Source organism: Actinomycetospora cinnamomea (assembly GCF_003096675.1).
Classification (GTDB): Bacteria; Actinomycetota; Actinomycetes; order Mycobacteriales; family Pseudonocardiaceae; genus Actinomycetospora; species Actinomycetospora cinnamomea.
This window is the reverse complement of record NZ_QEKW01000002.1, coordinates 309,611-323,919: the sequence shown is the minus strand read 5'-3', so window position 1 is coordinate 323,919 and position 14,309 is coordinate 309,611. Positions and strand designations below refer to the sequence as shown.

Genomic DNA, 14,309 nt, shown 5'->3' with positions numbered 1-14,309 from the left:
GCGGCGCCGGTGGGGCCGTTCTCGCGTGAGAGGTCCGCAACGGCGGTGCCATCGGGCCTTGGTGGCCGCTTCTGCGGCGATCCGCCCCCCGATGCCCGCGTGACCGCGTGCGAATCAGGCCGATCCGTACAGCCGCCGCCCCCTCCGTTCGGAGGGGCCGGTCCTTCACACGGGGTGCACGCCGCGGCGCACGGCGTGGGCCCGGTCGCGACGCGTCGACCGACGGCGTGCACCGGCGGTCGCACACGCGGTGTGTCGCGGGTCGCACACGGGTGTGCGAGCAATGCGGCTTTGCTGGCGTTCGACGCCAGGATCGCCACATCCTCGCTGGGGCGACACGCCGGGCGGGCGGGGTGCGTCAGGCGTGGGCGAGGCGCCGGCGGGCCCAGTCGTGGTAGCTCGCGGGCAGCTCGGGGACCTCGAGCAGGCGGGCGGCGCGGTGGCGCTCGTGGTGGACGATCGCAAAGACCTCGGCGACGGTGACGCCGTGCGCGGGCCGGTCGACGACGTGCAACGCGTCGCCCGACGTGATCGTCCCCGTCGCCGTGACCCGCAAGTAGACCCCGGGCCGGACGGCGGCGGTGAACCGGCGCGGCATGGCGCCGTCGCCGGCGCGCAGGCCGAGCTTGAAGCACGGGGTGCGCGGCTGGGCGACCTCGAACTCGGCGGTGCCGACGCGCCAGCGCTCGCCGACGACCGCCCCGCGCAGGTCATGGCCGACCGTGGTCAGGTTCTGGCCGAAGACCTGGTCGTCCAGCGCCCTGTACTCAGGGTGCTCCGCGCGCCACCACGCGAGGTCCTCCTCGCCGTAGGCGTAGACGGCCTTGTCCGGGCCCCCGTGGTGGACGGTGTCGGCCTGTTCGTCGCCGGCGAGGTTCTCGGGGCAGACCTCGACGGGTCCGTCGACCGGGTGCTTCCGGATGGCCGTGCGCGTCGTGTCGCTGTCGCGCGGCCCGGGGACGTCGCGGGGCCGGCCGACGGCGACCGTGCGGACGAAGGGGGTCATCGGTCGGGTCCCTTCCCGGTGAGATCGGGGCGCAGCGGCGCGAGCGTGCGGTGCCGCCACGCGCCCCACCACAGACCCGCGCCGTAGGCCAGGTCGTCGAGACGGTGGGCGATGACGTGACCGAGCGCGTCCACCGGGCCGGCGCCGGGCGGTCGGAAACGCACCCAGTCGGCGAGGCCCTCGGCGACGGCGGCGACCGCCAGCGCCCGGCGGACCCGCCGCGAGACGAGCGCGCCCGCCACCGCCGCCGGCCACCAGTGCCGCGTCAGCGCCCCGGCCGCCTGCCACGCCGCCCCGCCGAGACCCCACGGCGCGAGCACCGAGGCGAGCGCGAGGGCCTTCCTCATGTCAGCGGTGGGCCATCGCAGACGTTGAGTGTCCGCATCGCCACACGCTCGATCGCCTCGCACGAGGCCGCGGGCCAGGCGGGCCGTGGCCACGAGGGTCACGGCGCCGGCGGCGGCCGTGGTCCACCGTCGCTGGACGCCGAGGAGCGTGACGGCCGCCGCGGTCCACGGCGCGAGGGCCATGGGCGGGACGCGGCGCGGGTGACGCAGGGCGAGCGGGGCGGCGCCGGTGCCGTAGAACGCCTTGCGCGTGAGCCAGGGTCCGAGGGCGTCGCGGTGCTCGTGCGCCACGCGCGAGGCGGGCTCGTAGCGCAGGCGGTGGCCGTCGGCGGCGAGGCGCCAGACGAGGTCGACGTCCTCGGCGACGGGCATGTCCTCGGCGAACCCCGCGCCCAGGGCCGACCGGCGCACGACCAGCGCCGCGCTGGGGACGTAGGCCACCCGCGAGCGGGCGGTGACCGGGGCGGGGCGGGGCCCGAGGTCGAGGCTCGACCGTCGCTCCTCGTAGCGAGCCACGGCGCGGCGCGCGATCGAGGATGTGGCGTTTCTGGCGTCGGACGCCAGCAAAGCCGCATTGCTCGCACCACCACCCGCCAGCCCCACCCAGGCCACGATGCGCGGTGCGGCGAGGGCGACGGCGGGGTCGGCGAGGTGGCCGAGTAGCGGCGCGAGCCAGCCGGGCTCGGGGACGACGTCGGAGTCGAGGAACGCGACGACCGCGCCGGACGCGGCCGTCGCGCCCGTGTTGCGCGCCGCGGCCGGGCCCCGCGAGCTCGGGTGCCCGACGACCCGGGCCCCGCGGGCCGCGGCGACGCGCGTGGTGGTGTCGGGGTCGGCGGAGCCGTCGTCGACGACCACCACCTCCCCCACCCCCGGTGCCGTCGCCGCCACGGCGTCGAGCAGCCGGGCGAGCTCGCGGGGACGGTCACGCACGGGCACCACCACGGACACCTCCCCCGGCGACGGCGCGTCGGCGTGACCCGGGACGGGGTGCGCGACGCCGGCGTCGGTGAGCAGGCGTGCGAGCGTTGCCGACGTCGCGTCGGTGACGGTCAGTCGCGCCTCGGGCGGGACGCCGTCCGGTCCGGCGAGGCGCGCGGACGCGGCGGGCGACAGGCGCAGCACGCGCGGCGGCGACCCCCCGACCAGGGTGCGGCCGCCGTCGACGCGCAGGACGCGCCGGTCGAGGACGACGGTCCACCCGGCCGGGAGGCGCGCCGGCCGGGTGACGGGCCCGGCGTCGGTGGCGGGGACGGTGGGAGTGGCGATGGCCGGCGAGTCTAGGCAGCACACCGTCGATCGGTCAGCGACCGAGGACACGCCGGACGTCGTCGTCGGTCAGCTGGGCGAAGTCGTCGTAGACCTGCGAGACGGCCCGGAAGTCGGGCGGTACGAGGGCGGCGACGACCCGCTCGCACTCACCGGCCAGGCGCTCGAGCGCGGACGGCGCCGCGACCGGCGTCGCGAGCACCAGCCGGGCCGGCCCCGCCGCCGCGAGCGCGCGCAACGCCGCCCGCACGGTCATGCCCGTGGCGATCCCGTCGTCGACGAGCACGACCTCGCGACCCGCCACCCGCTCCCTCCGCGTCCCGTAGGCCGCCTCGCGACGCTCGGCCTCGGCGCGCTCGGCGGCGACGACGTCGGCGAGGTCGTCCGGCGTGAGCCCCGCGTGCTGCAGCGCCCGGTCGAACCACACCGGCTCGCCCTCCGCGGCCACCGCGCCGAGCCCCGCCTCCGGGCGCTCGGGCGCGGTGATCTTGCGAGCGACGCCGACGTCGACCTCCGCGCCGCCGCCCAACGCCGTCGCGGCCGCCGCGGCCACCGGCACGCCCCCACGCGCGAGGCCCACGAGCAGCGGGCGGCGCAGCCCGAGCTCGGCCAGCGGCGCGGCCAGGGCGCGTCCGGCGTCGGTCCGGTCGGCGAACGGGCGGCTCACCGGTGCGACCCTAGGACGCGCCGACCACCGACTTGGTCACCTGGCTGAGCGCCACCGGCCGGTCGGGTCCGTCCTCGAGGCTCGCGGTGACCGTCACGAACGCCACCTCGCGGCCGCGTCGGGCCAGCCGCCCGACGACACGCACCCGCCGGCCCGCGCGCGCCTGGCGCAGGTACTGCGTCGAGATCTGATGGGTGACCGCGTGCTGGGCCGCGCTCAGGGTGGGCAGCACGGCGAGGTAGCCGGCGAGCTCGATGGCGGCGCCCAGCGCGGCCCCGTGGGCGGTCGCGGCGGGGGTGACGGCGATCCCGGCGACGGGGAGCACGACGCCGTCGAGCGGGGCGTACGGGTCGACGAACTCGAGGCCCAACGCTTCGGGCAACGCCACCGCGAGCGCCGCCTCGGCGCGGGCCAGGAGATCGTCGCCGGCGAGCAGTCCGGTCATGCCTCCCGAGCGTCCGCTCCGCGACCGGCGGGCCGGTGAACGGCAGCGGTCGTGGCGGGATCCCGTCCCGGTCGGGTCAGGTGAGGCGCCCCGACGCCTCGTCGACCGACCAGCGCCCCACCGCGGTGACGAGCCCGGCGACCATCACCGACACGGTCTCGGCGCCCTCGCCGCCCGTGGCGCCGGTGGGGTCGCCGAGCACTCCTGATGGGCTGACGTCGCGGACCGAGCCGGCGGCGATGGTGGGTAGCAGCTCGCGCAACGGGGCGGTGTTGCCGGGCGCGGCGAGGTCCTCGCGCACCCGGTCGGGGGCCAGCGCGAGCATCACCGCGGTCTCGTGGCGGCCGGCGTGCGCGTCGGCGCCGGGGACGCTGCACGGGAACCAGGCGACGTCGCGGCCCTCGGCACGCAGCATCGGCACGGCCGCGCGCAGGGCGGCGACGTTGCCGCCGTGGCCGTTGACCAGCACCAGTCGGCGTGCGAAGCGGCAGGCCGAGCGGCCGAGCTCGACGATCACGGCGGCGAGGGTCTCGGTGCCGATCGAGACCGTGCCGGGGAAGGTCTCGTGCTCGCCGGAGGCGCCGTAGGGCAGGGCGGGCGCGACGGGCAGGCCGCTGCGCCCGGCGACGGCGGCGGCGATCGCGGTGTCGGTGCCGAGCGGCAGGTGCGGGCCGTGCTGCTCGGTGGCCCCGACGGGCACGAGCAGGACCGGCACGTCCTCGCACTCCGGCCACGGCACCTGGGCGATGTCCACGGGTCCACCCTATGTGCGTGATCTTCTGCGCTATAGCTCAGAAGATCACGCACGTAGGGAGGCGCCCGCGGACGTGCCCTCGCGGATCGCGGCGGCGAGGTCGCGGGGGGCGAGGCAGTCGCCGACGCGGACGGCGGGCACGCCCAGGTCCGGGAGGTGCGGGGTGGGGGGGCCGGCGTGCACCACCCAGTCGGCCGGCCACGCCGTCACCTCGCCGGTGACGTGGTGCAGTACGTCGAGAACGGGTCCGGAGCGTGCAGTCAGCACCACCCGGTCGGTCAGCTCGACGATCCCGAGGTCGACGGCCCGCCGGCGCCAGCGCTCGCGGTCGAGGGTCGGCGCGAGGTCCCCGGCCGCGACCAACGCCGAGGTCAGCGTGGTCACGGCCGCCCCGCGGCGCGCCAGGAGCTCCGCGGTCGAGGTCGCGGCGTGGGAGCGTCCGGCGTCGACGACCAGCACGCGCCCGGCCGGCGCCACCCGCCCGGCCAGGACGTCGGTGACGTCGGCGACGCGGTCGAGCCCGGTCGCCCAATCCGGGAGCGCGGGGCGCGCGCCGGTGGCCAGGACGACGGCGTCGACGCGGTCGACCGGAGCGTCGACCCCGGCCACCTCGGTCCGCAGCCGGACCTCCACGCCCGCCTCGCGCGCCTCGTACGCCAGGTCCGCGACGGCGTGCGCGAGCTCGCGGCGCTCCGGGGCCCGCGCGGCCAGCGCGAGCTGCCCGCCGAGGGCATCGCCGCGCTCGGCGAGGGTCACCGCGTGCCCGGCCCGCGCCGCGGCCAGCGCCGCCGCCAGCCCCGCGGGCCCGCCGCCGACCACGAGGACGCGCGCGACCGGGGACTTCGCGCGCGTAGAAGCAGCGAACAGCACGTTCGCTGCGGAGGACTCGCGCCCCGCCACCGGGTTCACCGCGCAGCCCAGGCGCTGGTTGAGGCCGACGCGGGCGATGCACTCCTGGTTGCAGCCGATGCAGCGGCGCACGCGCTCGCCGCGCAGGGCCTTGGCCGCGAAGGCCGGGTCGGCGATCTGGCCGCGGACGACGCCCACGAGGTCGCACGATCCCGACGTGACGGCGTCGCGGGCCTGCGCCGGTGTCGTGAAGCGCCCGACGCCGATCACCGGCACCGACACCGCGGCCCGCACCGCCGACGGCACGTGCGCGGCGTAGCCCGCGGGCACGCCCATCGGTGGCTCGATCAGCGGCAGGGTGCGGGTGGCGACGCCGACGGCGGTGTTGACGTAGTCCACGAGCGGCTCGACCGCGACGGCCACCCGCACCGCGTCGCCCGCGGAGAGCCCGCCCGGCACGCCCTCGTCGCCCTGCACGCGCACCCCGAGCACCCGGTCCGGCCCGATCGCCGAGCGCACCGCGCGCAGCACGGCCGCCAGGAACGGCACTGCCCGCGGCGAGCGCGCCGAGACCAGCTGCCGGATCAGCGACGCCTGCGAGCACTGCACCTCGACGCCGTCCAGCCCGCCCGCGGCCACGTGCGAGGCGACCAGCCCGAACCCGTCCACCAGCCGCGACAGCCCGGCCGGGGAGAGCGCCCGCGGGACCTCCCGGAACATCGGGTCGGGCTCGTCGGACGTCCCGTCCACCGGTGCCCGCGAGTACAGCGACGACGACTGCCCGCCGTTGTGCCCGAGCTGCGCGAGCACCAGCGCCCCGTGCGCGTGCACCGCGTCGGCGATCGCCCGGTACCCCGGCACCACGGCCGGGTCGGTGCCGTCGACGAGCTTCTCGTAGGGCCGGTCGGCGGAGTCGACCGACTGCTCCTCGGTGATCACCAGCCCGGCCCCGCCCGCCGCGCGCGCGCCGTAGTACGCGGCGTGCTGCGGGGTCGGCCGGCGGGCCACGGCGGCGTTGGTCAGATGCGCGGGGAGGACGATCCGGTTCCGGACGACCCGCGGCCCCAGCCGTACGGGTTCGCCGAGCACGCTCACGCCAGCAGCTCCCGCGCCGCCGCGCGGCCCTCGCGCACGGCCTCGGCGACGGTCCGTGGGGCCACGGCGTCGCCGGCGCGCACCAGGCCCGGGCGGTCGGCGTACGCCCGCCCCGCCCGCGGGCCCGCGTCCACCAGCGCGGCCGCCGGCAGCGACGACACGGCCCCGGTGACGACGTCGGTCACGACCACCGCCGCCCCCGACCACGACGACACCCGCGCCTCGGTCACCCGCCGCACCCCCGCCCGCGCGAGCCGGACCTGCGCGTCGACGAGGTCGCCGCTGCGCGCCAGCCCCGGGCCGACGAGCACGCCCGGGGCGACGATCGCGACCTCGCGCCCGTCGGCCGCCAGCCGCTCCGCGAACGCCACCGCCGCCCCGTCGCCCAGCGGGTCGTCGAGCACGACCGGGCCGGGCGGCAGGCCGTCGCGCAGCGCGGCGGCGATCGGCGTCCCGCCGGACGCGCGGTCCACCCCGCCCCGCGCGTCGAGCACGCGCCCGGACGCCGGCACCTCCACCGACGACCCGAGCTCGAGCCCCACCCCGAGCGCCCCGAGCTCGTCGAGCCACCAGTCCACCAGCCGCGCGAACCGCTCCCGTCCCGGCAGCCCGGCGACGAGCCGCAGCAGCCCGCCCGCCGCGTCACCGGCCTCGACCACCCGCACCGGGCACCCCGCCCGCGCCAGCGTCCGCGCCCCCTCGAGTCCCGCCGGCCCGGCCCCGACCACGAGCACGGGCTCGGCGCGCCGCGCCACCACCCGCTCGGACACCTCGGGCGCCGCCACCGTGCACGACACCCGCGGGTTGCGGACGTCGCGCGCCCGGCACTGCTGGTTGGTCAGCACGCACGGGCGCGGCGTGGCGCCCGCCCGGACCAGCGCGACCAGGTCGGGGTCGGCGAGCTGGGCGCGGGTCATCTCGACGAGGTCGGCGTCGCCGGAGGCGAGCGCGTCGACGGCGAGGGACGGGTCCACCACGCTCCCCGCCAGCACCGTCGCGACGCCCGGCACGCGCAGCTCCGCGCACGCCACGCGCAGGAACCCCGGCGCCGTGTGCGCGTCCGGCCGCGTCGCCCCGACCGAGAGCGCCGACCCCCGCACCGGCACCACGAGGTCGACCCACGGGGCCACGCGGTCGAGCACCGCCCGCGCCTCGGGAGGCGTGATCCCCGCCCACGGCGCCAGCTCGTCCACGGTCAGGCGCAGGCCGACCAGCGCCTCCGGCCCGACCGCGTCCCGGACCGCGGCGAGCACCTCGACCAGCAGCAGCGCCCGGTCGGCGCCGTACGCGTCGTCGCGGTGGTTGGTGAGCCCGGACAGGAACTGGCGCAGCAGGGCGTGCTGGCCCGCCTGGACCTCGACCCCGTCGCAGCCCGCGGCGACGGCCGCCCGAGCCGACGCGGCGAACCCCGCCACCACCGCCGCGATGCCGTCGGCGTCGAGGACGGCCGGCACCTCGCCGGACGCCGGGTCGGGCACCGCGGAGGGCGCCCACAGCGGTCCGGGGGTGTAGGCCGTCGAGCCCTGTCCGCCCGCGTGCCCGAGGCCCGCGAGCACGAGCGTCCCGTACGGCCGGAGCGCGCCGACGACGTCGCGCCAGCCCTCGGGACACTCCGCGGCCAGCGGCGCGTACTCCATCGGGTGGTCGTCGGGCACCACCGACGCGACCTCGGTGACGACGACGCCTGCGCCCCCGGCCGCGCGGGCCCGGTAGTGCGCGACGTGGTCGGGGCCCAGCGCGCGAGGGCGCCGGGGGTCGGCGAGGTTGGTGGTGTGCGGACCGAAGAGGACGCGGCTCGGCGCCGTCCGCCGGCCGAGCACGACGGGGTCGCCGAGCACACGATCACGCTAGTCGCCGGCGGCTAGGGTCGGTGGCGTGGCGGCGGACGACGCGACGGGAGACGGCCCGGATCGGGGGCGGACGCCGGGAGGGAGCCCGGCCCCGGAACCCGGCGGGCTGCGCGCCGGTGACGCGGACCGCGAGGCCGTGGCCGCGGTCCTGCGGGACGCCCTGGGCGAGGGCCGGCTCGATCTCGCCGAGGTCGACGAGCGCCTCGCCCGGGCCTACGCCGCCCGCACCTACGCCGAGCTGGACCCTCTCGTCGCCGACCTGCCCGCGACCCTGCCCTGGCAGCGACCGCCGGCGCCGCGCGAGGAGCGCCCGCTGGTGCTCAGCGCCGGCTGGTCCAGCGAGAAGCGCACCGGGGCGTGGCGCGTCCCGCCGCGGATCGTCGCCGAGCCGAGCATGTCCGACGTCAAGCTCGACTTCCGCGAGGTCGCGTCGCCGCCGCCGCGGATCGACCTCGAGGTGCAGGGCGGCATGGGCAACGTCGTGCTCGTGCTGCCCGACGACTGGGCGGTCGACACCGATGAACTGCGCTCGACCTGGGGCACCGTCAAGAACCGCCACCGCGGCACCGCCGGCCCGGGCCGCCCGACGATCCACGTGACCGGGACGATCGGCCTGGGGACGTTCAGGACCCGGGGACCGTACTTCTACGAGTGACCCCGCCGGCACCCAGCCAGGCGAGCCCGCTCGCCACCGCGTCCTCGACCAGCGCGCCGGGCAGGTCGGAGCCGAACCGCTGGGCGGCCATCCCGCGCATCCGCTGGCCCAGGACGCTGGTGCCGACCGCGGCCAGCGCGGCGACCAGCGCCGGCGGCCCGCCCTCGTACCGATCGCGGTGGGCGGCGAGGTCGGCGGCGGTGGACGCGAGCACGATCCGCGGCGCCAGGCCGCCCGGGCTGGTGCGGTCGGGGACGGCCGGGCTCTTGTCGCCGGCCATCTCGCCGAGCGTCGCCAGCACCGGCACCGCGCGGCGCCCCGGGGAGGCGAACCAGCTCGCCGCGCGCGGATCGGACGCCCGGGCGCGCAGCGCCAGCGCGGTCAGACCGACCGTGCTGCGGCACCCCGTGGCGGCGCCGAGGGCGGCGGCCCGCGCGAGCGCCGCCGCGGAGGGGGCCGGGGGTCCGCCGACGCGGGGGTCGTCACCGGCAGCCAGCACCGCGTGGGTGGTCACGCCGTAGACGAGGTGCGGGATCGCGTCGGCGGTCCAGTCCGCCGCGCTCCACCGCCGCGGGTCCGAGACGCCGAGGCGGGACATCGGGAGGTCGGTGGCGAGCATCGCGGCGGCGCCGAGCACCGGGCCGCCCACCGCGGCGGGCAGGCGCACCCCCGCCGCGCGCAGCACCCCGGCCACGCCGCCGACGGCGAGGCCGGTCGCGGTGCCGGCGAGCGCGCCGAGGCCCTCGAGCCGGTGGGTCCGCGCGCTGCGCCCGCCCGGGACCTCGACGCCCAGCCTCTGCGCCGCCGCGGTCACCGCCTGCGTCGGCGCGCTGCTCGCGGGGCGGGCCCGCAACACCATGTCGGCCTGGGTGGCGGCGTTGAGCGCCGTGGTGCCGGCAGCGCCCGCCGCGACACCCCGTCGGAATCCGCGCAGTAGTGAGGTCACGGCCCGGGGCTACCCGCCGCCGCCACACCCCATGACCCGGGGAACTCCGGACACGGACGGGTGACGCAGCAGGTTCGTGATCACTCGGATCACCCTCGAACGATCACGCTGTGTACCGCTGTTACCCGTCTGTGACAAGGCTGACCCTGGGCGGCGATCGCGTTTCGCAGTCGCCGCGCGGGAGGTATGGCCCGGGACGGCCCGCGCCCACAGCGAGGTCGGGCCGCGGGGTCGACGCCTCCCCGACGGCGTCCCCCGCGATCCCCGAGCACCACCGACGAGCCGCGTCCGCGGACGCCAGGGGGGAGCGCGAGCATGACCGGACTGGTCACCCTGACCGAGAGCACCGGCGGGCCCGCCGGGTCGCCGGGGCGACGACCCCATGCCGGAGCGTGCGCGCCCGAGGGCCGGCCGTCGCTGCCGGAGGCCCGCCTCGAGCACGTTCTCGAGCGCTCCGCCGACGCCACGCCCGAGGCCACCGCCGTCGAGCACGAGGGCCACGCGACCAGCTACGCCGAGCTCGACCGGCGGGCGAACCGGCTCGCGCACGTCCTGCGCGAGCGCGGCGTCCGGCCCGGCGCCCGGGTGGGCCTGTTCCTCGGCCGCTCGCTGGAGACCTACGTCGCGCTGCTCGGCGTGCTGAAGGCCGGGGCCGCGTTCGTCCCGGTCGACCCCGAGGCCCCGGCGGACCGCCTCGCCTACGTCGCAAACGATGCCGACGTCGACCTGCTGCTGACCACCACCGGCCTCGCCGAGCCCGTCCGGGCCGTCGGCCGGGACTGGCTCGCGCTCGACGACGCCGAGACCGTCACCGCGCTCGACCGTGCCCCGGCCGACCGGCCCGTCGACCGCTCCCCGCAGGGCGTCGACGACCCCGCCGCCTACGTCATCTACACCTCGGGCTCCAGCGGTCGACCCAAGGGCGTCGAGATCGCGCAGTCGAGCATCACGAACTTCCTCGCCGTGGTCCCCGCCGTCTACGACGTGCGTCCGGACGACCGCGTGCACCAGGGCATGACGATCTCCTTCGACTTCTCCATCGAGGAGATCTGGCCGACGTGGGCGGTCGGCGCGACGCTGGTGGTCGGCCCGGACGACGAGCGACGCCTCGGCGCCGACCTCGCCGACCACCTCGAGCGCGCCCGCGTCTCGGTGCTCTACTGCGTGCCGACCCTGCTGGCCACGATCCCGCGGGACCTGCCGGGCCTGCGCAGCATCCTCGTCGGCGGCGAGGCCTGCCCCGCCGAGCTCGTCGAGCGCTGGAGCCGCCCCGGGCGCCGGATGCTCAACACCTACGGCCCCACCGAGGCCACCGTCACCGCCACGTGGTGCGAGCTCGTGCCGGGACGGCCGGTGACGATCGGGCGCCCGCTGCCGACCTATGGCGCCGAGATGATCGACGCCGAGGCCCCCGACCCGCGCCCGGTGGGACCGGGTGAGGTCGGCGAGATCACCCTGGGCGGGCCGGGGGTGGCCACCGGATACGTCGGCATGCCCGAGAAGACCGCCGAGAAGTTCGTCGCGCACCCCGTCACCGGCGACCGCGTGTACCGCACCGGCGACCTGGGGCGCTGGACACCCCACGGCGAGATCGAGTACCTGGGTCGCGCCGACGCCGAGGTCAAGGTGCGGGGCCACCGCGTCGATCTCGGCGAGATCGAGAGCGTGCTGCTCACCGACCCCGAGGTCGGCAGCGCGGTCGTCGCGCTGGACCCGGGCCCCGACGGCTCCGACGGCTCCGGCGGCGGGGACCTCGCCGCCTACGTCGTGGTCACCGCCGGCACCGACGAGGACGCCCTCGCCACCCGCCTGGCCGGCGTGCTGCGCGAGCAGCTGCCCGCCTACATGGTCCCGGTGACGCTGGACGTCCTCGACACGCTGCCGACCCAGGTCAGCGGCAAGGTCGACCGCTCGCAGCTGCCCGCGCCCGCGGGCCGGCGCCTGGTCGCCGCGACCGGCCCCGTCGTCGAGGCCGAGGGCGAGCTCGAGGAGCGGATCGCCGCGCTGTGGTCCGAGGCCCTCGGCGTGCCGGCGGCCGAGCTGTCGGTGACCGCCGACTTCTTCGACGACCTCGGCGGACACTCCCTGCTGGCGGCCACCACCGTGACGCTGATGCGGGAGCGCGGCGTCGGCGGGAGTCCGGCCGTGCGCGACCTCTACGCGCACCCCTCGGTGCGCGCGCTGGCCTCGCACCTCGCGGGCGCGGGGTCGCAGGAGGCCACCTCGGCGGCCCCGCGGCCCGGCCCGGTGCGCCACCGCACCCGCCGGGTCGCGGCCGCCGGCGCGGTCCAGGCCGTCGTGCTCTACCTGTTCCTGCTCGCGGTGACGCTGCCGGTGAGCTGGGTCTACACGGCCAACGACGGCACGGTCTCGACGTCCGTGCTCGCCCAGGTCCTCGCCGCCGGCGCGGTCGCCTGGCTCGGCGTGCGCTGGGTGCTGCCCGTGCTGCTCGCCCGCCCGCTCGCCGCGGGGGTCCGGACCGGCCGGTACCGGCTGTGGGGTCCCACCCACCTGCGTCTCTGGACGCTGGACCTGGTGCTGCGGCTCGCGCCGCTGCCGGTGCTCGCCGGCTCGCCGTTCCTCGCGCCCTACCTGCGCCTGCTCGGCGCCCGCGTCGGGCGGCGCACGCACGTCGCGACCGCGGACGTGACGCTGCCGCGCCTGCTGCACCTCGACGACGACGCCGACGTCGGCTACGGGGCCGCCCTGCACCCGTGGGCGGTGGAGGACGGCTGGGTCGTCGTGGGCCCGGTGCACGTCGAGCGCGGCGCCGTCGCCGGGGCCAACACGGTGCTCGCCCCGGGCAGCCGGATCGGCGCGGGCGGGTACCTCGCCGAGCAGTCCGCCCTCGGGCGCGACGAGGCCGTCCCGGCCGGGGAGGCGTGGGCGGGCTCGCCGCCCGCGCCGCGGGAGGTCACCGACGCGGCGCTGGACGCGATGCGCGGGGCCGACCCGCTGCCGGGCTGGCGGGCGCGCCACCTGCCCGGCGCGCTGGCCGGGCTCCTCGGGCTCGAGGTGGCCGCGGTGGCCATGGTGGTGCCCGCGGTGCTGGTCGTGTGGGGCGCGCTGCTGGCCTTCGGCGTGCTCGCCGGCCTCGTCGCCACCCTGCTCGCCGGGCCGGTGTTCGTGCTGACCGTGTGCGCGCTCGTCGCGCTCGGGCGCCGCGCGGTGCTGCCGCGCACGCCGGTCGGCATCCACCCGGTGCACTCCGGTCTCGGCCTGCGCAAGTGGGTCGCCGACGCGCTGCTCGCCCAGAGCCTGACGTTCACCAACTCGCTCTACGCGACGCTGTACACGCCCACCTGGCTGCGCCTGCTCGGGGCGCGCGTGGGCACCGGCGCCGAGGTCTCGACCGCGGCGCACCTCGACCCCGACCTGCTCACCCTCGGCGACGGGAGCTTCGTCGCCGACATGGCCAGCGTCGGCGCCGCGACCTTCGCGAACGGCCGCGTCCTGCTGCGCCCCACCCAGGTCGGCGACCGGGCCTTCGTCGGCAACGCCGCGATCGTGCCCTCGGGCACCGGCACCGGCACCGGCTCCCTGGTCGGCGTGCACACGGTGCCGCCGCCGGAGGGCGTGCCCGCCGACTCGTCGTGGCTGGGCTCGCCGGCGATGCACCTGCCCCAGCGCCAGGACTCCGGCGACTACGACGAGCAGGAGACCTTCCGCCCGGGCCGCCGCCGCGTCCGCCACCGCCTGGCCGTCGAGTTCGTCCGTGCCACGTTGCCGGCCTCGCTGCTCGGGCTCGGTCTCTACCTCTACCTGCTGGCGCTCTCGGCGCTGGCCGACGGCCGCGCCCTGCTGCCCACCGCGCTCGGCGCCCCGGTCCTCGCCGCCGCCGCGAGCCTCGCCGTCGTCGCCTACGTCGTCGCGGTCAAGCGGCACGTCGTCGGGCGGTACCGGCCGCGGGTCGCCCCGCTGTGGGACCCGTTCGTGCGCCGCACCGAGTTCGTCACCGGTCTCTACGAGGCCGCAGCGGTGCCCACGATGCTCGGCCTGCTGGTCGGGACGCCGTTCCTGCCGATGGTCCTGCGCCGCTTCGGCGCGCGGATCGGGCGCCGGGTCCACCTCGCGACCACCTACCTCACCGAGTTCGACCTCGTCGAGATCGGCGACGACGCCGCGGTCGGCCCCGGCGTCTCGTTGCAGACCCACCTGTTCGAGGACCGGGTGATGAAGATGTCGACGGTCCGGGTCGAGGCCGGCGCCACCGTCGGCACGCGGGCGATCGTGCTCTACGACGCCACCGTGGGGTCGCAGGTGGACCTCGACGGGCTGTCGCTGCTGATGAAGGGCGAGGAGCTGAGCGGGGGCACGCGCTGGCGCGGCATCCCCGCCCGCGGCATCGCCGAGCCGGACACCGACGCCTTCGCCGCGGTCGGATCGCGGGACGCGACCGTCGAGCTGCCCGCGGCCGCCGCGTGAC

At 77.9% G+C, this 14,309-nt stretch carries 10 protein-coding genes; 2 read left to right on the top strand and 8 right to left on the bottom strand.

Going from position 1 to position 14,309, the window contains the following annotated elements:
• Nucleotides 1-358 precede the first annotated feature (358 nt).
• From C8D89_RS06250 to C8D89_RS06220, 7 genes are all read right to left on the bottom strand, one after another.
• Entirely contained in the window at nt 359-1,006 is a 648-nt protein-coding gene (locus tag C8D89_RS06250; protein ID WP_116707205.1) for an MOSC domain-containing protein, read from the bottom strand.
• Nucleotides 1,003-2,673: a mycofactocin biosynthesis glycosyltransferase MftF gene (mftF, locus tag C8D89_RS06245; RefSeq protein WP_243417889.1), complete on the bottom strand. Its 1,671-nt coding sequence runs from the start codon at nt 2,671-2,673 to the stop codon at nt 1,003-1,005. The genes C8D89_RS06250 and mftF overlap by 4 nt, the downstream gene beginning before the upstream one ends.
• Complete coding sequence (locus C8D89_RS06240) at nt 2,657-3,289, bottom strand: phosphoribosyltransferase family protein (RefSeq protein ID WP_116707204.1); 633 nt, start codon at nt 3,287-3,289, stop codon at nt 2,657-2,659. The genes mftF and C8D89_RS06240 overlap by 17 nt, the downstream gene beginning before the upstream one ends.
• 10 nt (nt 3,290-3,299) lie before the next feature.
• Complete coding sequence (locus C8D89_RS06235) at nt 3,300-3,734, bottom strand: PaaI family thioesterase (protein ID WP_116707203.1); 435 nt, start codon at nt 3,732-3,734, stop codon at nt 3,300-3,302.
• Nucleotides 3,735-3,810: 76 nt separating this feature from the next.
• Nucleotides 3,811-4,488, bottom strand: coding sequence for a mycofactocin biosynthesis peptidyl-dipeptidase MftE (gene mftE / locus C8D89_RS06230; protein WP_116707202.1), 678 nt, complete (start codon nt 4,486-4,488; stop codon nt 3,811-3,813).
• Between the two features lie 45 nt (nt 4,489-4,533).
• Nucleotides 4,534-6,432, bottom strand: a complete 1,899-nt coding sequence (locus C8D89_RS06225) for an oxidoreductase (RefSeq protein WP_116707201.1) — start codon at nt 6,430-6,432, stop codon at nt 4,534-4,536.
• Nucleotides 6,429-8,270 carry an oxidoreductase gene (locus C8D89_RS06220; protein ID WP_116707200.1) on the bottom strand — a complete coding sequence of 614 codons (1,842 nt, stop codon included), beginning with the start codon at nt 8,268-8,270 and terminating at the stop codon, nt 6,429-6,431. Before C8D89_RS06220 ends, C8D89_RS06225 begins: the two co-directional genes overlap by 4 nt.
• Before the next feature lie 37 nt (nt 8,271-8,307).
• On the opposite strand from C8D89_RS06220, the gene C8D89_RS06215 reads away from it, so the two are divergent.
• Complete coding sequence (locus C8D89_RS06215; RefSeq protein ID WP_116707199.1) at nt 8,308-8,937, top strand: DUF1707 SHOCT-like domain-containing protein; 630 nt, start codon at nt 8,308-8,310, stop codon at nt 8,935-8,937.
• On the opposite strand, the gene C8D89_RS29690 is transcribed toward C8D89_RS06215, so the two are convergent.
• Nucleotides 8,906-9,883: a hypothetical protein gene (locus tag C8D89_RS29690; RefSeq protein ID WP_207787088.1), complete on the bottom strand. Its 978-nt coding sequence runs from the start codon at nt 9,881-9,883 to the stop codon at nt 8,906-8,908. The genes C8D89_RS06215 and C8D89_RS29690 overlap by 32 nt on opposite strands.
• Nucleotides 9,884-10,198: 315 nt before the next feature.
• On the opposite strand from C8D89_RS29690, the gene C8D89_RS06205 reads away from it, so the two are divergent.
• Nucleotides 10,199-14,308 (top strand): Pls/PosA family non-ribosomal peptide synthetase, encoded by a 4,110-nt coding sequence (locus tag C8D89_RS06205; protein ID WP_116707198.1) that lies wholly within the window; start codon nt 10,199-10,201, stop codon nt 14,306-14,308.
• Nucleotide 14,309: the final 1 nt, after the last annotated feature.

What these genes read in the sequence shown, in the direction of transcription:
- C8D89_RS06250 (WP_116707205.1), bottom strand. Translation starts at nt 1,006, where the DNA reads ATGACCCCCTTCGTCCGCACGGTCGCCGTCGGCCGGCCCCGCGACGTC.
- C8D89_RS06235 (WP_116707203.1), bottom strand. Translation starts at nt 3,734, where the DNA reads ATGACCGGACTGCTCGCCGGCGACGATCTCCTGGCCCGCGCCGAGGCG.
- C8D89_RS06205 (WP_116707198.1), top strand. Translation starts at nt 10,199, where the DNA reads ATGACCGGACTGGTCACCCTGACCGAGAGCACCGGCGGGCCCGCCGGG.